This is a genomic window from Sphingomonas sp. GW821-FHT02B09 (assembly GCF_059421875.1).
The window spans coordinates 928,161-950,724 of record NZ_JBWKVV010000002.1; the positions used below are offsets into that span (position 1 = coordinate 928,161).

General features: G+C 68.0%; 19 protein-coding genes. 11 read left to right on the forward strand and 8 right to left on the reverse strand.

Features of this window, described 5'->3' with window-relative positions; all coding sequences use genetic code 11:
* Nucleotides 1-114 precede the first annotated feature (114 nt).
* Genes AC07U4_RS12365 through AC07U4_RS12375 form a run of 3 tightly spaced genes read left to right on the forward strand, consistent with a single transcriptional unit; the run spans nt 115 to nt 3,832 of the window.
* Nucleotides 115-741 carry a TetR/AcrR family transcriptional regulator gene (locus AC07U4_RS12365; RefSeq protein WP_137899133.1) on the forward strand — a complete coding sequence of 209 codons (627 nt, stop codon included), beginning with the start codon at nt 115-117 and terminating at the stop codon, nt 739-741.
* 5 nt (nt 742-746) lie between these two features.
* Nucleotides 747-2,507 carry a sensor histidine kinase gene (locus tag AC07U4_RS12370; protein WP_495195577.1) on the forward strand — a complete coding sequence of 587 codons (1,761 nt, stop codon included), beginning with the start codon at nt 747-749 and terminating at the stop codon, nt 2,505-2,507.
* A complete protein-coding gene (locus AC07U4_RS12375; protein WP_495195578.1) occupies nt 2,504-3,832 on the forward strand; it encodes a sigma-54-dependent transcriptional regulator in 1,329 nt (442 codons plus the stop codon). The genes AC07U4_RS12370 and AC07U4_RS12375 overlap by 4 nt, the downstream gene beginning before the upstream one ends.
* 301 nt (nt 3,833-4,133) lie before the next feature.
* Here the strand turns inward: AC07U4_RS12375 and AC07U4_RS12380 are convergent, their stop codons facing one another.
* Nucleotides 4,134-4,841: a TetR/AcrR family transcriptional regulator gene (locus AC07U4_RS12380; RefSeq protein ID WP_495179275.1), complete on the reverse strand. Its 708-nt coding sequence runs from the start codon at nt 4,839-4,841 to the stop codon at nt 4,134-4,136.
* A gap of 27 nt (nt 4,842-4,868) precedes the next feature.
* On the opposite strand from AC07U4_RS12380, the gene AC07U4_RS12385 reads away from it, so the two are divergent.
* Genes AC07U4_RS12385 through AC07U4_RS12395 form a run of 3 tightly spaced genes read left to right on the forward strand, consistent with a single transcriptional unit; the run spans nt 4,869 to nt 10,862 of the window.
* Nucleotides 4,869-6,056 (forward strand): efflux RND transporter periplasmic adaptor subunit, encoded by a 1,188-nt coding sequence (locus tag AC07U4_RS12385; protein ID WP_137899131.1) that lies wholly within the window; start codon nt 4,869-4,871, stop codon nt 6,054-6,056.
* A 6-nt stretch (nt 6,057-6,062) separates the two neighbouring features.
* Nucleotides 6,063-9,281, forward strand: coding sequence for an efflux RND transporter permease subunit (locus AC07U4_RS12390; protein ID WP_495195579.1), 3,219 nt, complete (start codon nt 6,063-6,065; stop codon nt 9,279-9,281).
* 6 nt (nt 9,282-9,287) lie between these two features.
* On the forward strand, nt 9,288-10,862 hold the full coding sequence (locus AC07U4_RS12395) for an efflux transporter outer membrane subunit (RefSeq protein ID WP_171009502.1): 1,575 nt from the start codon (nt 9,288-9,290) through the stop codon (nt 10,860-10,862).
* A gap of 302 nt (nt 10,863-11,164) precedes the next feature.
* Here the strand turns inward: AC07U4_RS12395 and AC07U4_RS12400 are convergent, their stop codons facing one another.
* From AC07U4_RS12400 to AC07U4_RS12415, 4 genes are all read right to left on the reverse strand, one after another.
* Nucleotides 11,165-12,190, reverse strand: coding sequence for a glycosyltransferase family 4 protein (locus tag AC07U4_RS12400; protein WP_137899128.1), 1,026 nt, complete (start codon nt 12,188-12,190; stop codon nt 11,165-11,167).
* Complete coding sequence (locus AC07U4_RS12405) at nt 12,190-13,065, reverse strand: UDP-2,3-diacylglucosamine diphosphatase (protein WP_495195580.1); 876 nt, start codon at nt 13,063-13,065, stop codon at nt 12,190-12,192. Before AC07U4_RS12405 ends, AC07U4_RS12400 begins: the two co-directional genes overlap by 1 nt.
* A gap of 144 nt (nt 13,066-13,209) precedes the next feature.
* Nucleotides 13,210-14,856: an inorganic phosphate transporter gene (locus AC07U4_RS12410; RefSeq protein WP_495195581.1), complete on the reverse strand. Its 1,647-nt coding sequence runs from the start codon at nt 14,854-14,856 to the stop codon at nt 13,210-13,212.
* Between the two features lie 193 nt (nt 14,857-15,049).
* A complete protein-coding gene (locus tag AC07U4_RS12415; protein ID WP_495195582.1) occupies nt 15,050-16,024 on the reverse strand; it encodes a cation diffusion facilitator family transporter in 975 nt (324 codons plus the stop codon).
* 86 nt (nt 16,025-16,110) lie between these two features.
* Here AC07U4_RS12415 and AC07U4_RS12420 point away from each other — a divergent pair, with 86 nt between their 5' ends.
* From AC07U4_RS12420 to AC07U4_RS12440, 5 genes are all read left to right on the forward strand, one after another.
* The gene (locus AC07U4_RS12420; protein WP_052075636.1) at nt 16,111-16,362 is read left to right on the forward strand and encodes an AbrB/MazE/SpoVT family DNA-binding domain-containing protein; all 252 of its coding nucleotides are present in this window, start codon (nt 16,111-16,113) and stop codon (nt 16,360-16,362) included.
* On the forward strand, nt 16,359-16,739 hold the full coding sequence (locus tag AC07U4_RS12425) for a type II toxin-antitoxin system death-on-curing family toxin (protein ID WP_038663227.1): 381 nt from the start codon (nt 16,359-16,361) through the stop codon (nt 16,737-16,739). Before AC07U4_RS12420 ends, AC07U4_RS12425 begins: the two co-directional genes overlap by 4 nt.
* Nucleotides 16,740-16,997: 258 nt before the next feature.
* A complete protein-coding gene (locus AC07U4_RS12430) occupies nt 16,998-18,386 on the forward strand; it encodes a helix-turn-helix domain-containing protein (RefSeq protein WP_038663225.1) in 1,389 nt (462 codons plus the stop codon).
* Nucleotides 18,387-18,524: 138 nt separating this feature from the next.
* Nucleotides 18,525-20,117 (forward strand): isocitrate lyase, encoded by a 1,593-nt coding sequence (locus AC07U4_RS12435; RefSeq protein ID WP_495195583.1) that lies wholly within the window; start codon nt 18,525-18,527, stop codon nt 20,115-20,117.
* Between the two features lie 490 nt (nt 20,118-20,607).
* Entirely contained in the window at nt 20,608-20,994 is a 387-nt protein-coding gene (locus AC07U4_RS12440) for a DUF805 domain-containing protein (protein ID WP_495195584.1), read from the forward strand.
* A 6-nt stretch (nt 20,995-21,000) separates the two neighbouring features.
* On the opposite strand, the gene AC07U4_RS12445 is transcribed toward AC07U4_RS12440, so the two are convergent.
* From AC07U4_RS12445 to AC07U4_RS12455, 3 genes are read right to left on the reverse strand one after another with little or no spacing between them, the layout of a single operon-like run.
* Nucleotides 21,001-21,948, reverse strand: a complete 948-nt coding sequence (locus AC07U4_RS12445) for an aldo/keto reductase (protein ID WP_495195585.1) — start codon at nt 21,946-21,948, stop codon at nt 21,001-21,003.
* A complete protein-coding gene (locus AC07U4_RS12450) occupies nt 21,945-22,154 on the reverse strand; it encodes a hypothetical protein (protein WP_038663219.1) in 210 nt (69 codons plus the stop codon). Before AC07U4_RS12450 ends, AC07U4_RS12445 begins: the two co-directional genes overlap by 4 nt.
* The gene (locus AC07U4_RS12455) at nt 22,154-22,492 is read right to left on the reverse strand and encodes a hypothetical protein (protein ID WP_038663217.1); all 339 of its coding nucleotides are present in this window, start codon (nt 22,490-22,492) and stop codon (nt 22,154-22,156) included. The genes AC07U4_RS12450 and AC07U4_RS12455 overlap by 1 nt, the downstream gene beginning before the upstream one ends.
* Between the last annotated feature and the right edge of the window lie 72 nt (nt 22,493-22,564).

Genomic DNA, 22,564 nt, shown 5'->3' on the forward strand with positions numbered 1-22,564 from the left:
ATCCCTGGGGGTGACGATTTCGTGCGAAGTTCCTCAAAACGAGGCAAAAGGTTTCAGTCCGCAACTGCCTTGTTTGTGCCATCCGCGAGTTCTATACTAAGCGATATGGAAAGCATGACCCTCTCGCACGCCGATCCGGCACCGCTGCCCCTCAAGGGGCGGCCGCGCGAGTTCTGCACCGATGCCGCGCTCGCCGCGGCGCTGCGCGTGTTCTGGAGCAAGGGCTATGAAGGCGCCTCGCTCGCCGATCTGACCGACGCGATGGGGATCACCCGGCCGAGCCTCTATGCCGCGTTCGGCAACAAGGAGGCGCTGTTCCACAAGGCGCTCGACCTCTACGAGGCGGAGAAGCTCGCTTATACCCGCCAGGCGCTCGAACAGCCGACCGCGCGCGGCGTCGCCGAATGCTTCATGCGCGGCGCACTCGCGATGCAGACCAGCCAGTGCGGCGATCCCAAGGGCTGTCTCGGCGTGATCAGCGCGATGCCGTGCGGGGCGGAGGCCGATTCGATCAAGGCGGACGTGATCGCGCGGCGCGCTTCGTCGCAGGCGGCGCTCGTCGAGCGGTTCGAGCGGGCCAAGGCGGAGGGCGATCTGCCCGCGCACGTCGATGTCACCGGGCTGACCTGCTATCTCTACGCGCTGCTGCAGGGGCTGGCGGTGCAGGCCGGATCGGGCGCGAGCCGCGCCGATCTGGAACGGCTGGTCGAGACCAGTCTGGCGATCTGGCCGACCCGCTAGGCCGCGTGCCGCGGCGGCTGACGTGGCTGCTGCTGGTGGCCGGGCTGGTCGCGCTGGTCGTCGCGGCCGGTGCGCACTGGGCGGAGGGCGCGGCGCGCACCGCCGCCGACCGCGAGGCGACGACGCTGGCACGGACCCATGCCGGGCTGCTCGCCAGCGAATTGCAGAAATTCCGGCTGCTGCCGCTGGTGCTCGCCGAATATCCCGACGTGCCGCGGGCGCTCGCCGGCGGTGACGCGGCGGCGGTGCACGGCCTCGACGAGACGCTGGAGCTGCTCGCCGCGCGCACCGATGCCGCGGCGCTCTACGCCATCGACGCGCGCGGTCGCGCGGTGGCGGCGAGCAACTGGCGCTTGCCGACCAGCTTCGTCGGCCAGGATTATACCTTCCGCCGCTATTTCGCCGAGGCGATGGCGCGCGGCGCCTCCGAATTGTTCGCGCTCGGCACGGTGAGCGGGCGGCCGGGCCTGTATCTGGCGCGGCGGATCGATCGCGCTGGCCACGCGCTCGGCGTGATCGTCGTCAAGGTCGAGTTCGACCGGTTGGAACGCGAATGGGCGCAATCGGCCGGGGCGACGATCCTCACCGACGCGCGTGGGCTGATCCTCGTCACCAGCGTGCCCGGCTGGCGATTCCACCCGACCCGGCCGGTCGATGCCGCGACGCGGGCGGCGCTGCGGCGGTCGCGCCAGTTCGGCGAGTCGCCGCCGGCGACGCTCGCCTTCGTCGCCAACGATCGCGATATCCGCGTGCGGCAGGATGGGCGGATGGTGCGCTATCGCATCGCCGCGGTGGCGGCGCCGCTCGCCGGCAGCCGGGTGTTGCACCTGACGCCGCTGCGGCCGTCGCTCGCCGCGGCACGCGCGCAGGCGGCGCTGTGGGGACTGGCGCTCCTCCTGCTGGTCGGGATCGCCGGCGGCATCGGCCTGCGCGCCGCCAACCGGCGCCGGTCGCAGGCGCGGGCGCGCGAATCGCTCGAACGCGAAGTGGTGCGGCGTACCGCCGAACTGCGCGAGGCCAATGCGCGGTTGATCGTCGAATCGCAGGAACGCGGCGAGGCGGACCGCCGCTTTCGCGCCGCGCGCGAGGAACTGGCGCAGGCCAATCGGCTCGGCTCGCTCGGCCAGATCACCGCCGGCGTCGCGCATGAGATCAACCAGCCGCTAGCCGCGATCCGCACCTTCGCGGAGAATGGCGCGATCCTGCTCGATCGGGGCGGCGCCGATCGCGCGCGCGAGAACCTCGGCCGGATCGTCGACCTGACCGACCGGATCGCGACGATCACCGGCGAATTGCGCGCCTTCGCCCGCCGCCGCACGCCGTCGCGCGGCGCACCGACGCTGGGCGCGGCGATCGAGGGGACGATGCTGCTGATCGGCGAGCGCGCGCGTGGCGTCGTGGTCGACGCGGTCGCCGACGATCTGCGCGCACGCCGCGTCGTCGCCGACCGCATCCGGCTGGAGCAGATTCTGGTCAACGTGATCGGCAATGCGCTCGACGCCGTGGCGGGGCGCGACTCGCGCCGCGTGACGATCGACGCCGTGCTGGAGGAGGATCAGGTGATCGTCCGCATCGCCGACACCGGACCCGGCATCGACCCGAGCCTCGACGAGACGCTGTTCACCCCCTTCGCCTCCGCCAAGCCCGAGGGGCTGGGGCTCGGCCTCGCCATCGCCCGCGACATCGCGCGCGAATTCGGGGGCGAGCTGGCGCTGGCGCCGGACGGCCCCGGCGCGACCTTCCTGCTGACGCTGCGGCTGGCATGAGCGAGCAGAGCGTCCTGTTCGTCGAGGATGACGAGGCGCTGCGCTTCGCGACGGTGCAGGCGCTGGAGCTGGCCGGCCTGTCGGTGCGCGCCTTCGCCGGGGCGGAGGCGGCGCTCGCCGCGTTGCCCGCCGATTTCGACGGGGTCATCGTCTCCGATATCCGCATGCCACGGATCGACGGGCTGCAATTGCTCGCCCGCGTCCGCGCGCTCGACAAGGACCTGCCGGTGATTCTCGTCACCGGCCACGGTGACGTGCCGATGGCGGTGGCGGCGTTGCGCGACGGCGCGTTCGACTTTCTGACCAAGCCGTTCGCGACCGATCATCTCGTCGCCGCGATCGCGCGGGCGCTGGAGCGACGCGCGCTGGTGATCGAGAACCGCCGGCTGCGCGCCGCGCTCGCGGCGGGGGAGACGGACAGTCCGCTGATCGGCGAGAGTGCGGCGATGGTGCGGCTGCGCGGCGCGATCGAGCGGCTGGCGACGGCGGATCTCGACGTGCTGGTCGAGGGCGAGACGGGGACGGGCAAGGAGCTGGCGGCGCTGCTGCTGCACCGGCTCGGGCCGCGCCGGGCGCGGCCGTTCGTCGCGGTCGACTGCACGACGCTGAGCGAAGACGGCGGCGCGGCCGATCTGTTCGGTCATGCCGCCGACAGCGTCGCGCATACGCGGCTGTCGCGCGTCGGCGCCGTCGTTGCATCGAGCGGCGGCACATTGTTGCTCGATGCGGTCGACGATCTGTCGCCGGCGATTCAGGCGGCGCTGTTGCGCGTCATCGAGGAGCGCGAGGTGCAGCCGATCGGCGCCGAGCGCGCCGAGGCGGTCAATCTGCGAGTCGTCGCGACGAGCCGCGGCGATCTCGCGGCGGCGGTGGCGGCGGGGCGGTTCCGCGGCGACCTGTACCATCGGCTGGCGATCACGCGGCTGCACCTGCCCCCTTTGCGCGAGCGCGAGCACGACCGGATGCTGCTGTTCGCCGCCTTCGTCGATCAGGCGCGCGAGGCGCTGGCGCGGCCGGATCATGCGATCGGCGAGGCGGAGCGGCATCACGTGCTGGCGCATGGCTGGCCGGGCAATGTGCGCGAGCTGCGCAATTACGCCTTCGCCTGCGTCCTGGCCGCCGACGACGCCCCCGGCGACGACCGGCAGGATCTGCCGAGCCGGGTCGCCGAATTCGAGACGCGGGTGATCGTCGATGCGTTGCGCGCCAGCGCCGGCAACGTCGTCAAGGCGGTCGAGCTGCTCGGCATCCCGCGCAAGACGCTCTATTACAAGCTCGGCCGCTACGGCATCGACCCCGATGCGTTCCGCCGGCAGGGCACCTAGGTTCGAACGACTTTCAGGGTGTTGGAAAAAAATTCCTCCCCCTGGCGGGCAGGGCTATCGGATATGGTTGCGGTGATGAGGTTCGATCGGTTTCCTCATCAAATTCGTCACCCCGGACTCGTTCCGGGGTCCACCGGGCCACAGGGGAACGGTGTCGAATCAAGCCTTTCTCCTCGCCGCAGGGTGGACCCCGGAACAAGTCCGGGGTGACGGGGTAAGCTTGGAAGACGACCGGCTCGCACGAGTGTCCATATGCGATAGCCCCCCGCCGGGGGAGGAATTGCCTGATCGTCGATCCGGCCTAGGCCGCCATCGCCGAGGCCGCGCGGCGCAGCGAGTCGATGTCGCGGTCGATCGTTGCGGTCAGCGCCGCGACCAGCGTCGAATCGTCCTCGCCGGAGCGCATCATGCCGTGGTGCAACATGCCAAGCGACATGATGAGAATGACGTCGGTCACCGCTGACCGTCGCTCGGCAAGCGCCGCGCCCGGCGCCAGCATCTCGAGCGCATTGAGCATCAGTTCACGCACGTCGCGATGCGTGGCGTTGAACACCGCCGCGATGCGGGTGTTGCGCGCCGCCTCGGCGAGGATTTCGGCGAACAGCCGCGGATCGCCGTCGTCCTCGCCCGGCGTCACCAGTTGATGGATCCAGTCGCGCACGGCGTGCGCATCACCGTCCTGGATGGCGCGGCGGAGCGAATCGGCCGCGAGGAACGACCGGCAGTCCGAATTGACGATCGCGGCGACGATATCCTCCTTGGCGGAGAAATCGCGGTACAACTGGCCCACCGCGACGCCCGATTCGCGCGCGATCTGGGCGATGCCAGTGCCATGGAAGCCGTTTTCGATGAACAGCTTGCGAGCCGCCTCAATGACCCGATACCGACGCATTTCCGCATTGTTTCGTTGTGCACCGCAACAAATATTCGAGTCGATCATTCCATCCTCGTCGGCATGCCTTGACGCCTGTTCATCACTGGTTGTAGCAGGGCGTGAGTGATCGATCACTCACATTCTTACTAGCGGACAATTTGCATGGCGAATATGCGACACGGGGTGGCGGTGCTTGCGTTGGCACTGGCATTGGCGGCGTGCGGCGGCGGCAACGAGCAGCAGCAGCAGGCGCCGCAAGGCCCGCCGCAGGTCGGTTACCTCGTGGTACGTGAACAGCCGGTGACGCTGACCACGGAACTGCCGGGGCGGACCACGGCCTATGAGACGTCGGACGTGCGTCCGCAGGTCAACGGCCTGATCCTCAAGCGCCTGTTCACCGAAGGCGACATGGTGCGCGCCGGGCAGCCGCTCTACAGCATCGACCCGGCGCCCTATGAGGCGCAGGTCGCCAGCGCGCGCGCCGCGCTGGCCCGTGCCCGGGCGAACATCGCGTCGACCGCGGCGCTGGCCCGCCGCTATGGCGAACTGGTCAAGATCAACGCGATCGCCCGCCAGGAATATGAGAATTCGCAGACCAGCGCGCAGCAGGCGCAGGCCGACGTCGCCGCGCAGCAGGCCGCGCTGCGTACCGCGCAGATCGACCTGGGCCGCACGACCATCCGCGCGCCGATCTCCGGCCGGATCGGTCGCTCGCTGTCCACCACCGGTGCGCTCGTCTCCGCTTCGCAGACGCAGGCGCTGGCGACGATCCAGCGGCTCGACCCGATCTATGTCGACATCCAGCAGTCGAGTGCCGGCCTGCTCAAGCTGCGCCAGCAGGTGATGAACGGGCAGGTGACGCGCGACGGCAACGCCCGCGTCAAGCTGACGCTCGAGGACGGCACCGAATATGGCGCGCAGGGGACGCTGCGCTTCGCCGACGTCACCGTCGATCCGACGACGGGGTCGCAGACGATCCGCGCGCTCTTCCCCAATCCGCAGGGCCTGTTGCTGCCCGGCATGTTCGTCCGCGCCTCGCTGGTCGAGGGGACGCAGGCCAAGGCGCTGCTGGTGCCGCAGCGTGCGGTCAGCCGCGACGAAAAGGGGCAGGCGACGACGATGGTCATCGGCAACGACGGCAAGGTGCAGCCGCGCACGCTCCAGACCAGCCGCACGATCGGCGACAATTGGCTCGTCACCGGCGGCATCAAGCCGGGCGACAAGGTCATCGTCGAGGGCGGCATGATGCTGCGTCCCGGCATGGCCGTCCAGGGCAAGCCCTGGGATCCCAATGCCAAACCGGCCGCCGCACCCCAGGGTGCCGGCGCGCCCGCAGCTCAGGCGAAGTAACCGCTCATGGCCCGCTATTTCATCGACCGGCCGATCTTCGCCTGGGTGATCGCGATCATCCTGATGCTCGCCGGCGTCATCGCGATCCGCTCGCTGCCGATCGCGCAGTTCCCGGCGATCGCGCCGCCCGCGGTGTCGATCACCGCCACCTATCCCGGTGCCGACGCGACCACGCTCGAAAATACGACGACGCAGATCATCGAGCAGCAGATGAAGGGGATCGACAACCTTCGCTATTTCTCCTCCTCGTCGTCTTCGGCCGGTACCGTCACCGTTACGCTGACCTTCGAACAGGGCACCGATCCCGACATCGCGCAGGTCCAGGTCCAGAACAAATTGCAGGCGGCGACGCCGCTGTTGCCGCAGGAGGTGCAGCGTCAGGGGTTGATCGTCGCCAAGGCGACGCAGAACTTCCTGATGTTCGTCGGCCTCTATTCCGAGAACGGCACGCACAACGATTCGGACCTGTCGGACTATATCGCGTCCAAGCTGCAGGACCCGCTCGCCCGTGTGAACGGCGTCGGCGATACGCAGGTGTTCGGCTCGCAATATGCGATGCGGATCTGGGTCGATCCGATCAAGCTCAACAATTACGCGCTGACGATGACCGACGTGACGTCGGCGATCACCGCGCAGAACGCACAGGTGTCCGCGGGGCAGATCGGCGCGCAGCCCGCCCCGAAGGAGCAGATGCTCAACGCCACCGTTTCGGTGGAATCGCGCCTGACCTCGCCCGAGCAATTCGCCGCGATCCGGCTGAAGAGCAACACCGATGGTTCGGTGGTGCGGCTCGGCGACGTCGCGCGCGTCGCGATCGGTGCGGAGAATTACGGCTTCTCGTCGCAGTGGAACGGCAAGCCCGCCTCGGGCATCGGCATCAAGCTGGCGCCCGGCGCCAACGCGCTCGACACGGTCGAGGCGGTGAAGACGCGCGTCAATGCCATCGCCAAGCAGTTCCCGCCCGACGTCAAGGTCATCTACCCCTATGACACGTCGCCGTTCGTGCGGCTGTCGGTGGAGCAGGTCGTCCACACGCTGATCGAGGCGGTGATCCTCGTCTTCCTCGTGATGTTCCTGTTCCTGCAGAACTTTCGTGCGACGCTGATCCCGACGATCGCGGTGCCGGTGGTGCTGCTCGGCACCTTCGCGATCCTCAGCGCGGCAGGCTTCTCGATCAACACGCTGACGCTGTTCGGCATGGTGCTCGCCATCGGCCTCTTGGTCGACGACGCGATCGTCGTCGTCGAGAACGTCGAACGCCTGATCCAGACCGAGGGGCTGAGCCCCAAGGAGGCGGCGCGCAAGTCGATGGACGAGATCACCGGCGCGCTGGTCGGCATCGCGCTGGTGCTGTCGGCGGTGTTCCTGCCGATGGCGTTCTTCGGCGGCTCGACCGGCGTCATCTATCGCCAGTTCTCGATCACGATCGTCTCGGCGATGGTGCTGTCGGTGACGGTCGCGCTGATCCTCACCCCGGCGCTGTGCGCGACGATCCTCAAGCCGCACGATCCGAGCCGGACCGAGGGCAACGGGCCGCTCGCGCGCTTCTTCCGCTGGTTCAACGACAAGTTCGAGCGCGGCCAGAACCGGTACGAGAAGGGTGTGCGCAGCACCGCGCGCAGCTGGAAGCGGTCGATGCTGGTCTATCTGCTGATCGTCGTCGGCATGGCGGTGCTGTTCGTCCGCCTGCCCACCGGCTTCCTGCCCGAAGAGGATCAGGGGATCATGATCGCGCTGGTGCAGGGGCCTCCGGGTGCCACCACCGCGCGGACGCAGAAGGGCCTCGACACGATCAAGGACCATTTCCTCAAGAACGAGGGCGGCAACGTCCAGGGCGTGTTCACCGTCAACGGCTTCAGCTTCGCCGGCCAGGGCCAGAACAGCGGCATCGCCTTCATCCCGTTGCAGGAATGGTCGCATCGTGAAGGCGCCGCCAACAAGGCGCAGGCGATCGCGGGCCGGGCGATGGGTGCCTTCTCGCAGTTCAAGGACGCGCTGATCTTCGCGGTGATCCCGCCTGCGGTGCAGGAATTGGGCAATGCCAGCGGCTTCGACCTGCAATTGGTCGACGAGGCGGGCATTGGTCACGAAAAGCTGCTCGCGGCGCGCAACATGCTGCTCGGCATGGCGTCGCAGGACAAGTCGCTGACCGGCGTGCGTCCCAATGCACTCGACGACGCGCCGCAGCTCAAGATCGAGGTCGATCAGGACAAGGCGCGCGCGCTCGGGCTCGACCTCACCACGGTCAACAATACGATCTCGACCGCCTGGGGTGGCGCCTATGTCAACGACTTCATCGATCGCGGTCGCGTCAAGCGCGTCTATATCCAGGCGGACACAGCCTATCGTCTGAAGCCCGAGGATCTCGGCAACTTCTACGTGCGCAGCGAGACCGGCACGATGGCGCCGTTCACCGCCTTCTCGACGATCGCCTGGGCGCAGGCCCCGGCGCAGCTCACCCGCTATAACGGCCTGCCGTCGATGGAAATCCTCGGCCAGCCGGCACCGGGCGTGTCGTCGGGCGCGGCGATGAAGGCGATCGAGGCGATGCACGCCAAGCTGCCGCCGGGCACCGGGCTCGAATGGACCGGCCTCAGCTATGAGGAGCGCCTGTCCGGCGGTCAGGCACCGGCTCTGTACGGCCTGTCGCTGCTGATCGTCTTCCTCTGCCTCGCCGCGCTGTACGAAAGCTGGTCGGTGCCGATCTCGGTCATGCTGGTGGTGCCCTTGGGGATCATCGGTGCGTTGCTCGCCGCGACGCTGACCGGGCTCAACAGCGACATCTATCTGCAGGTCGGCCTGATCACGACGATCGGCGTCTCGGCGAAGAACGCGATCCTGATCGTCGAATTCGCGGAAGAGCGGATCAACGAGGGGATGAAACCCTTCGACGCCGCGGTGGAGGCGGCCAAATTGCGCCTCCGCCCGATCCTGATGACGTCGCTGGCGTTCATCTTCGGCGTGCTGCCGCTGGCGATCTCGACCGGCGCCGGCGCGGGCGGGCAGAATGCGATCGGCCGCGCGGTGGTCGGCGGCATGCTGTCGGCGACGATCCTCGCGATCTTCTTCGTGCCGATGTTCTTCGTCGTCGTGCTCCGCCTGTTCGGCCACGACGAGCACGGCAAGCGCGGTGCGAAGGACGCGGGGCAGGACGATCGTCCCGACGACGAGCGTCCGCATGATGACGGCGCGCACGGGCCGACGCCCGCGCCGCAGGGAGCCTGAGTGGTGATGACGAGCAAGATCCTCCTCGGCCTGCTGGGCGCAACCGCGCTCGCCGGCTGCAACCTCGCGCCGAAATACGTCCGGCCGGTGGGCGAAGTGCCGGCGGCGCTGCCGCAGGGCGGCGTCTATGCGGCGGCGGCGACCGACGCGCCCGACGTCACCAAGATCGGCTGGCGCGATTTCTTCACCGACGAACGGCTGCGCAACACGATCGCGCTGGGGCTGGAGAACAACCGCGACCTGCGCGTCGCGGCGGCCAACGTGCTCCAGGCGCGGGCGCAATATCGCATCCAGCGCGCCGATCTGGTGCCGCAGACGACGCTGTCGGCGTCGGGCACCTACACCAACAACATCCAGGGTGCGGCGAGCACGCTGGGTGGCGCGGCAAGCGGGGGCACCGGTACCGGCGGCACGGGCACGGGTGGCACCGGTACCGGGGGCACCGGCACCGGCGGCACCGGATCGAATGCCGGTGGGGGCACCGCGGGTACCGTGGGCTCGAGTTCGTCGAACTTCGAATTCTACTCGGTCAACGCCGGCTTCTCGGCGTTCGAACTCGACCTGTTCGGCCGGGTGCGCAATCTCAACCGCGCCGCGCTCGAGCAATATTTCGCCACCGAGGAGGCACAGCGCTCGACGCGGATCAGCCTGATCGCCGAGATCGCCACCGCCTGGCTGACGTTGGCGTCCGATCAGGACCAGCTCGCCATCTCGCAGCGTTCGTTGGCCTCGTTCGCGCAATCGCTCGAACTGACCCGCGCGCAGTTCCGCATCGGCGTGGCGTCGGAGCTCGAGGCACGACAGGCCGAGACGACCTATCAGGGCGCGCGCAACGACATCGCCGTGCTCAAGACGCGGGTGGCGCAGGACAAGAATGCGCTCGACCTGCTCGTCGGCGCGCCGGTGGCCGCGCCGTTGCTGCCGCAGGGCCTCGGCAATGGCGATGCCGCGTTGCAGGTGCTGCCGGCGGGTCTCGCCTCCGACGTGCTGCTGCGCCGGCCGGACGTGTTGCAGGCGGAGCATCAGCTCATCGCGCAGAATGCCAATATCGGTGCGGCGCGTGCCGCGCTGTTCCCGCGCATCTCGCTGACCGCGACGCTGGGGACGATCAGCACCGCGCTCAGCGGTCTGTTTGCGGGCGGCAGCTTCACCTACACCGGTGCGCCCTCGGTTTCGCTGCCGCTGTTCGACGGCGGCCGCCTGCGCGGCAACGTCGACCTCGCCCGCGCGCAGCAGCAGTCGGCGGTGTCGACCTACGAGAAGACGGTGCAGACCGCGTTCCGCGAAGTCGCCGATGCGCTGGCGCAGCGTGGCACGATCGACGAGCAGGTCGCCGCGCAGACCGCCCGCGTCGAGGCGGCGAACGTTGCGCTGCGGATCTCGGATGCGCGCTACCGGGCGGGGGTGGAATCGTTCCTGACCACGCTCGACTCGCAACGCACCGCTTATGCCGCGCAGCAGCAGCTGGTGACGACGCGGCTGAACCGCGGCAGCAATCTGGTGGAAGTATATCGGTCGCTCGGCGGCGGGCTGGACGTGGACGATCCGCAGGTGCGTCCCGCTTCGACAACGGCCAGGTGAACGGGGTGTCCGGGCGATGGGTCATCGTCCGGACGGCGGCCTGTCGTAGGTGTGATTCGCGCGAAGACGCGAAGACGCGAAGGAAGGAGAAGGGTTTTGCGCGCAGAGGCGCAGAGGCGCGGAGAGGGTGTCGCCGCGGCAGCGGCTGTTTCCTTCCCATGGATACAAGGGGCGCTTCGCGCCGGTCGAGACATCTTTGCGTCTCTGCACCTCTGCGCGAACAACGATCCTCCTTCTTCCTTCGCGCCTTTGCGTCTTCGCGTGAACCCGACCTTCGCTGTCACCGGTACGGCGATCCGTGGTTATGCGGCGCACGCCTCCGCCACCCGGATCGGCGCGAGGCTGTCGAGGAACTGGCGTGCGCTCGCTTCCCAGGTGAAGTGCGCTGCATAATCCACGCAGGCGCCCGGGTTTCGCGTCAGCGCCGCGGCGATCGCCGTTTCCAGATCATCGTCGATCGCGCCGACGTCGGCGCACAGCACATCCACCGGTCCCGGCGCCGGCAGCGCCGCGACGGGGGTGCCGCAGGCGAGCGCCTCGATCATCACCAGCCCGAACGTGTCGGTCCGGCTCGGGAAGACCAGAACGTCGGCGCTGCGATAGGCGGCGGCGAGCGCCTCGCCGAACCGCGGACCGAGGAAATGCGCGGCGGGATAGCGCGCGGCGAGCGTCGCCCGCGCCGGTCCGTCGCCGACCACCACTTTTGTGCCCGCCACCCGCGTATCGAGGAACGCCTCGATATTCTTCTCCACCGCGACCCGGCCGACGTAGAGCTGGATCGGTCCCGGCAGGGCCGCGATCGCCGGATCAGTCGCGCCCTCGGCCGAGAAGACGGCGAGATCGACGCCGCGTCCCCACCGCCGCAACCGGCTGAGGCCGTGCGCGCGCAACGCGGCATCGACCGACGGCGTCGAGGTCAGGATCGCGTCGGCGGGGGCGTGGAACCAGCGGATGTAGCGCCAGATCCATTCCGCGCTGACACCGGTCCGCGCCGCGACGTAATCGGGGAATTGCGTGTGATAGGCGGTGGTGAAGCGCAGCCCCTTGGCGAGGCACCAGCGCCGCGCCGCGACGCCCAGCGGTCCTTCGGTGGCGATATGGATCGCATCGGCGTCGAAAGCGCGGATCAGCCGGCCGATGCTGCGCCCGCCGGCGAGTGCCAGGCGGATCTCGGGATAGCTCGGGCAGGGCAGGCTGGCGAACCGCTCGGGCGACACGACAAGCAGTTCGTGCCCCTGCGCCTCGACTTCGCGTTTGATCGCGCTGAGCGTGCGGACGACGCCATTGACCTGCGGTTGCCACGCGTCGGTGACCAGCGCGACCCGCATCAGGCGGCGATCGTCCCGGCGCGGCTTGCGGCGCGCTCCGTCGCGACGCGTGCGGCGATCTCGTCGCCCCACAGCAGTAATTCCATCCGGCCATCGAAATGCTCGACCAGCGCGGTGCAGCCTTCGACCCAATCGCCGTCGTTGTAATAAGCGATATCGCCGATCTGGCGGATCTCGGCGGTATGAATATGGCCGCAGACGACCCCGTCGACGCCGCGCGACCCCGCCGCATGCGCCACCACTTCCTCGAAGCGCGAGATGAAGGCGACCGCATTCTTGACCTTGGCCTTGGCGTGCTTCGACAGCGACCAATAGGGCATGCCGAGCCGCCGCCGCGCCGCATTGACCCAGCGGTTGAGGACCATGAGCGCGGTATAGGCGCTGTCGCCGACCAGCGAGAGCCAGCGGTGGGCGAGCGTGATCGCATCGAATTCGTCGCCGTGCAGCACCAGCAGGCGGCGGCCGTCGGCGGTGATGTGGATCGCCTTGCGGCGGATCTTGACGCCACCGAAGTCCATGCCGGCGAACTGGCGGAACACCTCGTCGTGGTTGCCGGGGATGTAGGTGACGCGGGTGCCGCGCTTCGCGCGCTTCATCAGCCGCCAGACGACGTCGTTATGCGCCGCGGGCCAGTAGAATTTCTTCTTGAGCCGCCAGCCGTCGATCATGTCGCCGACCAGATACAGCTGCTCGCTGTCGACATGGTCGAGGAAGTCGATCAGCATGTCGGCGTTGCAGCCGCGCGTGCCGAGATGGACGTCGGAGATCCAGATGGTGCGGAACCGGCGCCGGGCGATGTCCGACCGCTCGGCGACAACCGGCCGCTGCGGCAGAAAGGCAAGAACGTCGGCGCTGCTCACATCTTTGGTGGTCATGATCGGCCCCCCGGGGCCCGCTGCCCCCGATGCCGACATGCCAGAGGGATGTGACGCTGCGATCACGGCAGCGTGACGATCGTGTTGCGATATCCGAAACGGACCAAATACGCCGGGCGCCGCCTCGGGCCTTGCGCCCGCGGCTCAGGCCGCCATCGTCGTCCGCAGCACGGTGAGCAGCGCCCAATAGAGTCCGCCGGCGAGCAGCATCGCCGCGGGGAGTGTCATCACCCAGGCGAGCGCCATGTTGCGGATCGTCCGCCATTGCAGCCCGGCGCCGTTCGCCACCGATGCGCCGGCGACGCCCGAGGACAGGATATGCGTCGTCGAGACCGGCAGATGACCGAACCGGTCGGCGAGCAGGATGGTCGCCGCGGTGACCAGCTCCGCCGACATGCCCATGCCGTAAGTGAGGTGGGTCTTGCCGATCCGTTCGCCGACGGTGACGACGATCCGCCGCCAGCCGACCATCGTGCCGAGCCCCAGCGCGATCGCGACGGTCACCTTTACCCAGAAGGGGATGAAGCGCGTGCCCTTTTCGAGCGCGCCGCCGTAGCTCTTGATCCCTTCGATATCCTGCGCGGTGAAGCGGGCCTGCGCGCCCTCGTCGGCGACCACCATCTTGCTGGCGTCGAGCACAAGATACATGTCGCCGCGCAGATTGGGCGTCGCCGCCGCGGGCACCTTGTCGAGAGAGCCGTAGCTGGCCAGCCGGTCGCCGACGTCGCGCGACAGCGACGACAGCGCGCCATAGACCGCGGGCGTATCGATGTTCCGGGTGGCGAGCCCCTGCGTCACCGTCGAGCGCGCGACGTCGATCGAGCGCGGCTCCGGTCCCGGCTGGCGGGCGAAGATCGCCTCGGCCGAGCGCGCCTGCGCGACGAAGGCGGGCATCTCGCTCTGCGGCACGGTGCGGTTGAGCGCATAGGCGGTGGGGGCGCAGCCGATCAGGATCAGCATGATGAGCCCCATGCCCTTCTGCCCGTCGTTGCTGCCGTGCGCGAAGCTGACCGCGGTGCAGGTGAGGATCAGCGTCGCGCGGATGCCGCGCGGCGGCGGCGCGTCGGTCCGTGGCGCGCTGTAGAGCTTGGGATCGCGCATGAACCGCTTCATCACCAGCAGCAGCACCAGCGCGCCGATGAAACCGACGAGCGGGCTGAACAGCAGGCCGGTCAGCACCTTCTGCGCCTGGCTCCAGTCGACCCCGGAGGTGCCGCCGAGCCCGCGCGACAGCAATTGGTTGGCGAGGCCGACGCCGAGGATCGAACCGATCAGCGCGTGGCTCGACGAATTGGGCAGGCCGACATACCAGGTGGCGAGGTTCCACAGCACCGCGGCGAGCAGCAGCGCGAAGATCATCGCGAACCCGCCGGCCGAGCCGATGTGGAGGATCAGTTCGATCGGCAGCAACGTGACGATCGAATAAGCGACCGCACCCGACGACAGCAGCACGCCGAGGAAGTTGAAGAACCCCGACCAGATCACTGCGAGCGGCGCCGGCATGGCGTGCGTGTAGATCACCGTCGCCACCGCATTGGCGGTATCGTGGAAGCCGTTGACGAATTCGAACCCGAGCGCGATCAGCAGCGCCAGCGCGAGGAACAGGAAGACACCGGTCGCCAGCGTCTCGCCGACCTCGGCGGTATCGGCGATGACGCTGCCCCCCGCATAGCCCAGCGCGCCGATCAGGACGGCGAGGAAGATCCACCGCCCCGCCGGATGCAGATGCGCGTCGAGGCGCGGACCGTGCGAGGAGGTGGGTGTCGACGCGGCGGAAACCGTTGTAGCCATAATGGCGCGGTGCACCGCGGATGTGACGAGTTCGTGACAAAATGACGCTGGGAATGCCCGACGGTGCCGCCGGCGGAGGGCGGGACCGGCCCGCCGATTCCGTTCCGGTCCCGTCGCCGGCGACTTAGCCGATGGATTCGCGGGGAAAAGTCACCGCTGACTTCGGCCTGACGCCGGCGCGGCCGATTTTCCGTCAGGTCGCGGCTGTCGTCGTATCGGCCTGTGTCGTCGTCAACGTCGCCGCATTCTCCCGTTTTTCGGGGCGGATGTAGATCGAGGACAGGGTCGGGACCGCTTCGCGCAATCGGTCCTCCATCTCCTCGATGATCGTCTCGCCATCGCCCATCGTAACGCTATCGACGAAATCGGCGCTGACCGCGACGAAGATCGCATCCGGCGCGGTGTGGATCGTGCGGACGTGGTTGACGGCGCTCACCGCGGGATGCGCGGCGACGATGCCGCGTACCGTCTCGACCACCTGCGGGTTGGCGCGCTCGCCGATCAGCAGCCCCTTCGCCTCGCGTGCCAGCAGCATCGCGACCAGCCCGAGGATCAGGCCGATCAGGATCGAGGCGACGCCGTCGATGCGCGGATCGGCGAAGGCATGGCTCGCCCAGACGCCGATGCCGGCGATGACCAGCCCGGCGAGCGCCGCCGAATCCTCGAACAGGACGATGAATCCGGCCGGATCCTTGCTCTGCCGGATCGCGCGCCACCAGCCGCTGTCGCCCTTCGCCTTGGCGAACTCGCGCATCGCGATGAACCACGACGCGCCTTCCATCGCAAAGGCGATCGCGAGGACGATGTAATTGACCAGGGGATCGCGCAGCGGCTCGGGTTCGAGGATGTGCAGATATCCCTCGTAGACCGACACGCCCGCGCCGACCGCGAAGATCAGGATCGCGACGACGAATGCCCAGAAATACAGTTCGCGGCCATAGCCGAAGGGGTGGATGGAATCGGGCTGCCGCTTGGCGCGATGCTGGCCGTAGAGCAGCAGGATCTGGTTGCCGCTGTCGACGCAGCTATGCACGCCCTCGGTCAGCATCGACGATGAGCCGGTAATCCCCGCCGCGACGAACTTGGCCACCCCGATGCCGAGATTCGCCGCCAGCGCGCCGTACAGGACGATATTCTCGCGGATCCGCGCGGTCAGCCCCTGAGTCATGCCTGTTCCCTGTCATCGGTCTGGTTGTCGCAGGGGTTACGCGTGAACCAGTGGTGTGGCTCCCGTGCGGATGTTATAACCGGTGTATGAACAAGCCCGTCGATATCGAATCCGCGCAACAGCTCCGTGTCATCAAGATCGGTAATTCGCACGGCGTCATCCTGACCAAGGCGATGCTGGCGAAGCTCGACGTCGCACCGGGCGACGCGATCGACGTCGTCATCAAGCCCGATGGCCTGTTCGTCCGCAAGCATGACGCCGGCTTTGCCGAACAAATGGCGGCGGCGCGTGACGTGATGCTGCGACGGCGGGACGCACTGCGCGAACTTGCCAAATGAGCGGCTGGCTGTGGGTCGACATCGACGTCGCCCTCGCCGCGCATGACGAACAGCTCGCCGAACATGGCGGCGCGCCGGGCATGCGCGACCGGGCGATGCTCGGAAGCGCGCTGGCGCGACCACTCAACCTCATCGCTTATGGTGACCCGGATATCGCGGATCTGGCAGCGGCCTACGCCTATGGCATCGCGCGCAACCATCCTTTCGTCGATGGCAACAAACGGACGGCTCTGGTGGTCAGCGAAACCTTCCTGCTGATCAACGGCTATGAACTGACCGCATCGAACGCTGAGGTCGTCGTCGCCTTCGTCGCGCTGGCTGCGGGCGAACTCGACGTGCCGACGCTTGCCGACTGGTTCCGCAGCCATATCGCCTAGGATAGGCCGGTCGGGTTCGGACGGCGTCCGCTTCCCCACAACGGGAATGGCCGCCGGCGTACGAGACGCCGACGGCCACCTTTCCTCCCCAGGAAACTCTTGGAAAATCCGTTAGCTACAGTCGCGGGGCGGGGACAGTGGGGCGATGCGTCCGGGCAGGGTCGTCTTGTCCACCGCGCGGACATACGTTCCGGTCAGGATGTAAGGAATTGACAAGGTCTTGCCCATACCCGATCTTCGAGCGGGCAAGGAGTAGGGATGGCGGAACGTAAATTGTTTGCCGGCCACGCGGTGCGCCGGCTGCGCCGGCAGGCGGGGTTGACGCAGGCGGCGATGGCCGAGGTGCTGGCGATTTCGTCGAGCTATCTCAACCTCGTCGAGCGCAACCAGCGGCCCTTGTCGGCGACCCTGCTGGTCAAGCTCGCCGAATCCTACGATTTCGATCCGCGCGCGCTGACCGCGGGCGAGCCGGGTGGCGGCGATGCGGCGATGCGGCGGCGGCTGGCGGATCCGATGTTCGCAGACCTCGAAATCGATCGTAACGAGGTCGGCGAATGGCTCGCCGGCGCGCCGGGCGGCGCCGAGGCGTTCGCCCGCGCCTATGACCGGCTCGGCGCGGGCGGCGGCAGCGGCGTGTCGGACGGCGTCGATCCGGTCGCCGAGGTGCGCCGCGAGATCGAACGCTGGCGCGGCCATTTCGCCGATCTCGACGGCACGGCGGAGGCGCTCGCCGACGAATTGCGGCTCGGCGCGGGCGACCTGTACGGCGCGATCGCCGAGCGGCTGCGCGTCAAGCACCAGCTCACCATCCGCATCCTGCCGATGGACGTGATGCCCGACTTGTTGCGCCGGCTGGACCTGCACGCGCGCCAGTTGCAGTTGAGCGAGGTGCTCGATCCGGCGTCGCGGACCTTCGCCGCCGCCTATCAGCTCGCGCAGATCGAGGCGCGCGCGGAGATCGACGCACTCGCCAAGGGCGCCGATTTCGCCGATCGATCGGGCGAGCGGCTGTTCCGTCGCCATCTCGCCAGCTATTTCGCCGCGGCGGTGATGATGCCCTATGCGCGCTTTCTGCGGGCGTGCGAATCGACCGGCTACGATCTCGAACTGTTGCAGCGCCGGTTCGGCGCGGGGTTCGAGCAGGTCGCGCACCGGCTCACCACGCTGCATCGCGTCGGCGCGCGCGGCCTGCCCTTCTTCCTGATCCGCATCGACCGCGCCGGCCAATGTTCCAAGCGCTTCTCGGGGGCGAGCGCGTCGCCGCTCGCCGAGGCGGAGGGGCGCTGCCCGTTGTGGCGGCTCCACCATGCCTTCGACCGGCCGGGCAGTCTCGCGGTGCAGCTCGTCGAGCTGGAGGATGGCGCGCGCTGGCTGACGATCGCGCGGACGGTCACGCCGCAGCGCCGCCGCTATGGCGGCGTGCTCGCCGAATTCGCGGTCGGCATCGGCGTCGCGGCGGAACTGGGCGGTGCGCTGGCGGTGGCGCGCGGGGTCGATCTCAAGGGCGATGCGACGCCGATCGGTCTCGGCTGTCGCGCCTGTCATCGTACCGATTGCCCGCAGCGCTCGGCACCGCCGGCGGGCCGCGCGTTGCTGATCAACGAGCGCGACCGCGGCGTTTCCGGCTTCACCTTCGCTGGCGATTGATTGTAAATAGAAGTACTAATCGACAGCTATGATGCGTATCTTGTGACAGGGTTACGCGCTTTTACTGCGAAATATCGTCCAAAAAGCTGTCAACATATATACACATCCTCGTATTCGGACCCAAGCGAGGATGTGGATATGACCTACCAGCAGCAGATCGGCGGCGCGCGCGACCTCATCGGCGGACAGGCGACTTGGGGCGGGATCGACGCGGAATCGGTCGCGCGCATGCGTCTCCAGAACCGCTTTCGCACCGGGCTCGACATCGCGCGTTATACCGCCGGGATCATGCGTCGCGACATGGCCGCTTATGATGCCGATCCGTCCGCCTACACCCAGTCGCTCGGCTGCTGGCACGGCTTCATCGGCCAGCAGAAGATGATCAGCATCAAGAAGCATTTCGGCACCACCGACCGCCGCTATCTCTACCTGTCGGGCTGGATGGTCGCGGCGCTGCGCAGCGACTTCGGCCCGCTGCCCGACCAGTCGATGCACGAGAAGACCAGCGTGCCGGCGCTGATCGAAGAGCTCTACACCTTCCTGCGGCAGGCCGATGCGCGCGAACTCAGCCTGTTGTTCCGCGATCTCGATCACGCCCGCGCCGCCGGCAACGACATCGAGGCGCAGCGGCTGACGCAGGCGATCGACAACCACCAAACGCATGTCGTTCCGATCATCGCCGATATCGACGCGGGCTTCGGCAATGCCGAGGCGACCTATCTGCTGGCGAAGAAGATGATCGAGGCGGGCGCCTGCGCGCTCCAGATCGAGAACCAGGTCAGCGACGAGAAGCAATGCGGTCATCAGGACGGCAAGGTCACCGTGCCGCACGAGGACTTCCTCGCCAAGGTGCGCGCCTGCCGCTACGCCTTCCTCGAGCTCGGCGTCGACGACGGCATCATCGTCACCCGTACCGACTCGCTGGGCGCCGGCCTGACCAAGCAGATCGCCTATTCGAAGGCGCCCGGCGATCTCGGCGACCGATATAACGGCTTCCTCGACTGCGACGAGATCGACGTGGCCGAGGTCGGCAACGGCGACGTCGTCATCAGCCGCGACGGCAAGCTGCTGCGGCCGAAGCGGCTGCCGTCCAACCTGTTCCAGTTCCGCGAGGGGACGGGGGCGGACCGCTGCGTGCTCGATTGCATCACCAGCTTGCAGAACGGCGCCGACCTGTTGTGGATCGAGACCGAGAAGCCGCATATCGAGCAGATCGCGTCGATGGTCGACCGCATCCGGGAGGTCGTTCCCAACGCCAAGCTCGTCTACAACAACAGCCCCAGCTTCAACTGGACGCTCAATTTCCGCCAGCAGGTCTATGACGCCTGGGTGGAGGCGGCGCGCGACGTGTCCGCCTATGACCGCGCGCGGCTGATGTCGGTCGACTATGACGCGACCGAGCTGGGCGCCGAGGCGGACGAACGCATCCGCACCTTCCAGAAGGATGCGGCGGCGCGCGCGGGCATCTTCCACCACCTCATCACGCTGCCGACCTATCATACCGCGGCGCTGTCGACCGATAATCTCGCGCGCGAGTATTTCGGGGAGGCGGGGATGCTCGGCTACGTCAAGGGCGTGCAGCGCAAGGAGATCCGCGAAGGCATCGCCTGCGTGAAGCACCAGAATATGTCGGGCTCCGACATCGGCGACGATCACAAGGAGTATTTCGCGGGAGAGGCGGCGCTCAAGGCGGGTGGCGCACACAATACGATGAACCAGTTCGCGGCGTGAGGATGGGGCGGGGTGGGGAATCGATCTATCCGCCCCCGTCACCCCGGACTAGTTCCGGGGTGACGGGGGCGAGAGTGTCGTTCGTGCTTTGGGGGTGATCGGCATAAGTAGCGAAATGATGATTCGCGCGAAGACGCGAAGACGCGAAGGTGTTGCGTTCGCCGCGGTCGTGGTCCGTCATGCCAAGCGGTTGTGATGACAGGGTCACGCTCGCCCGGAGCGCGACACCTTTGCGTCTTCGCGTCTTCGCGCGATCAAAACCTTTTCTAAAATACGTCCATCAGCGTCGGATCAGGCACGCTCGGCGTCCCCCTGCCATATTTGGCCCGGCGACACGTTTCATCGCGTTGGCTGTCTATGATGACATCATGATTCACCGCGCCTTTTGCCCTGATGTCTCGGAGCGCGCCGCGAGTGGGCACGGTCATCGGCCGGCCGATCCAGCCCGCGGGCTGATGCGCCCGACCGGTCCAAGGAAGGGGATCGCCCGATGCTGCCCGATTATGTGACGCGGCCCTTCCGGCTCTATGCGAAATTCGACGGTCGATCGACGCGGCGCGAGTTCCTGTGTTTCAGCGTGATCCTGTGGATGGCGCTGTTTGCCGCCTTCTGTCTCGGTGACGCGCTGGACAAGCCGGCGAGCCATGACTGGGCGGTGGCCCTCTGCGGCATCGTCGTGCTCGCGCTGATCGTTCCCGGCTTAGCCGTGAAGGTGCGACGGCTGCATGACATGGACCTGTCGGGATGGTGGGTGGTCGCTTCGGGCGTGCCGTACCTCGGCTTTCTCGTCGACTTGTTCTTCGTGTTCAAGGCGGGAGATGCCACCGAAAATCGATTCGGGGCGAACCCGCGATTCGCCACCGGCGCGATGGCCTGACCTCGCCTAGGCGCCGGCGTTGGTCAGGCGTTCGAGCTGATCCTTGCTGAGTTCCAGCTCCATCGCCGGGAGCAGGTCTTCCAACTGCGCCACCTTGGTCGCGCTCGCGATCGGTGCGGTGACGCCCGGCTGCGCGATCAGCCACGCCAGCGCGATCTGCGCGTGGCTCGCGCCGGTCTCCTCCGCGACGCCGTCCATCGCGGTCAGCACGTCGGCGCCCTTGCCGTCGAGCAGCTCGGTCATGCGGCCGCCGCGGACGCTTTGGCCGAGGTCGTCCTTGCTGCGGTACTTGCCGGTGAGGAAGCCCGAGGCGAGGCCGTAATAGGGCAGCACGCCGATGTTCTCGGTGACGCAATAGTCCTGCAGCTCGCCTTCGAACTTGTGGCGGCTGACGAGGTTATATTCGGGCTGGAGCACGTGATAGCGCGGCAGGTCGTGCGCCTTGGCGACGTCGATCGCCGATTTCAGCCGCGCGGCGTGGAAATTGGAGGCGCCGATGACGCGGACCTTGCCGGCGTCGATCAGCCGGCCGAACGCCTCGAGCACCGCCTCCTGCGGCACGCCGTCGTCGTCCTGATGCGCGTAATAGAGGTCGATCCGGTCGGTGCCGAGCCGCTTGAGCGACGCCTCGGCGGCGGCGGCGATGCGGGCAGGAGCGAGCTTCTCGCCGCCTTCGCCGGGGAGCATGCCGACCTTGGTGGCGAGCAGCACCGAATCGCGCTTGCCGCTGGCCTTCAGCCATTCGCCGATCATCGTCTCGGACTCGCCGCCCTGATGACCGTCGACCCACGCCGAATAGACGTCGGCGGTGTCGATCATCGTGCCGCCGCCAGCGACGAAGGCGTCGAGCACGGCGAAGCTCGCCGCGCGATCGGCGGTCCAGCCGAAGACGTTGCCGCCGAGGACGAGCGGGGCGATGCGGAGGTCGGTCGAGCCTAAGCGGCGCAGGGTCATGGCTGGGCGTCCGTGTCGTTGGAGGTGACGGCGTCGAGGTCGATGCTGTTGGCGTCGAGCATCGCGGCGGCGTCGTTGAGCTGGGCGGCTTCGTCGGCGCTGACCGTGCCGGGATCGTCGCCGCCGCCGCGCGAACAGGCGAGCAGCGCCAGGGGGAGGACGGCCGCCGCCAGCAGGCGCGACCGGCGATCGTCCCCCCGCGGCATCAGTTCTTGAGCGAGCGGCCGGCGCGCTCGAGCGCGTTGCCGGTGGCGTCGGCGGCGCGGTCGGCGCCGTTGCTGATCGCATCGCCGGCCCGGTCGAGGCGGTCGTCGGCATGGGCGGCGGCGTTGTCGAGATGGTCGCCGGCATTGTCGATGTGGCGCTCGGCCGAGCCGAAGGCGCGGTCGGTGGCGGCGTCGACGTCGCTGACGGCGTTGCGCGTCGTCGCTTCGGTGTCCGCGGCGATCGCGTTGGCGGCGTCGGCGGTCTCGTTCTGGGCGTTCTGGCTGCACGCGGCGAGGCCCACGGCCAACGGGGCGGCGAGGATCAGCAGGCGCTTCATCGATAATCTCCCGGTAAGTTCACTAACCTCGCGCAAACGCGGGTCGGCCGGTTCGGGTCCGCGTTGACCGCA

Bases quoted from the DNA above. Each gene is read 5' to 3' on its own strand.
- AC07U4_RS12365 (WP_137899133.1), top strand. From the start codon at position 115: ATGACCCTCTCGCACGCCGATCCGGCACCGCTGCCCCTCAAGGGGCGG.
- AC07U4_RS12375 (WP_495195578.1), top strand. From the start codon at position 2,504: ATGAGCGAGCAGAGCGTCCTGTTCGTCGAGGATGACGAGGCGCTGCGC.
- AC07U4_RS12385 (WP_137899131.1), top strand. From the start codon at position 4,869: ATGGCGAATATGCGACACGGGGTGGCGGTGCTTGCGTTGGCACTGGCA.
- AC07U4_RS12390 (WP_495195579.1), top strand. From the start codon at position 6,063: ATGGCCCGCTATTTCATCGACCGGCCGATCTTCGCCTGGGTGATCGCG.
- AC07U4_RS12395 (WP_171009502.1), top strand. From the start codon at position 9,288: ATGACGAGCAAGATCCTCCTCGGCCTGCTGGGCGCAACCGCGCTCGCC.
- AC07U4_RS12400 (WP_137899128.1), bottom strand. From the start codon at position 12,190: ATGCGGGTCGCGCTGGTCACCGACGCGTGGCAACCGCAGGTCAATGGC.
- AC07U4_RS12405 (WP_495195580.1), bottom strand. From the start codon at position 13,065: ATGACCACCAAAGATGTGAGCAGCGCCGACGTTCTTGCCTTTCTGCCG.
- AC07U4_RS12410 (WP_495195581.1), bottom strand. From the start codon at position 14,856: ATGGCTACAACGGTTTCCGCCGCGTCGACACCCACCTCCTCGCACGGT.
- AC07U4_RS12415 (WP_495195582.1), bottom strand. From the start codon at position 16,024: ATGACTCAGGGGCTGACCGCGCGGATCCGCGAGAATATCGTCCTGTAC.
- AC07U4_RS12420 (WP_052075636.1), top strand. From the start codon at position 16,111: ATGAACAAGCCCGTCGATATCGAATCCGCGCAACAGCTCCGTGTCATC.
- AC07U4_RS12425 (WP_038663227.1), top strand. From the start codon at position 16,359: ATGAGCGGCTGGCTGTGGGTCGACATCGACGTCGCCCTCGCCGCGCAT.
- AC07U4_RS12430 (WP_038663225.1), top strand. From the start codon at position 16,998: ATGGCGGAACGTAAATTGTTTGCCGGCCACGCGGTGCGCCGGCTGCGC.
- AC07U4_RS12435 (WP_495195583.1), top strand. From the start codon at position 18,525: ATGACCTACCAGCAGCAGATCGGCGGCGCGCGCGACCTCATCGGCGGA.
- AC07U4_RS12440 (WP_495195584.1), top strand. From the start codon at position 20,608: ATGCTGCCCGATTATGTGACGCGGCCCTTCCGGCTCTATGCGAAATTC.
- AC07U4_RS12445 (WP_495195585.1), bottom strand. From the start codon at position 21,948: ATGACCCTGCGCCGCTTAGGCTCGACCGACCTCCGCATCGCCCCGCTC.
- AC07U4_RS12450 (WP_038663219.1), bottom strand. From the start codon at position 22,154: ATGCCGCGGGGGGACGATCGCCGGTCGCGCCTGCTGGCGGCGGCCGTC.
- AC07U4_RS12455 (WP_038663217.1), bottom strand. From the start codon at position 22,492: ATGAAGCGCCTGCTGATCCTCGCCGCCCCGTTGGCCGTGGGCCTCGCC.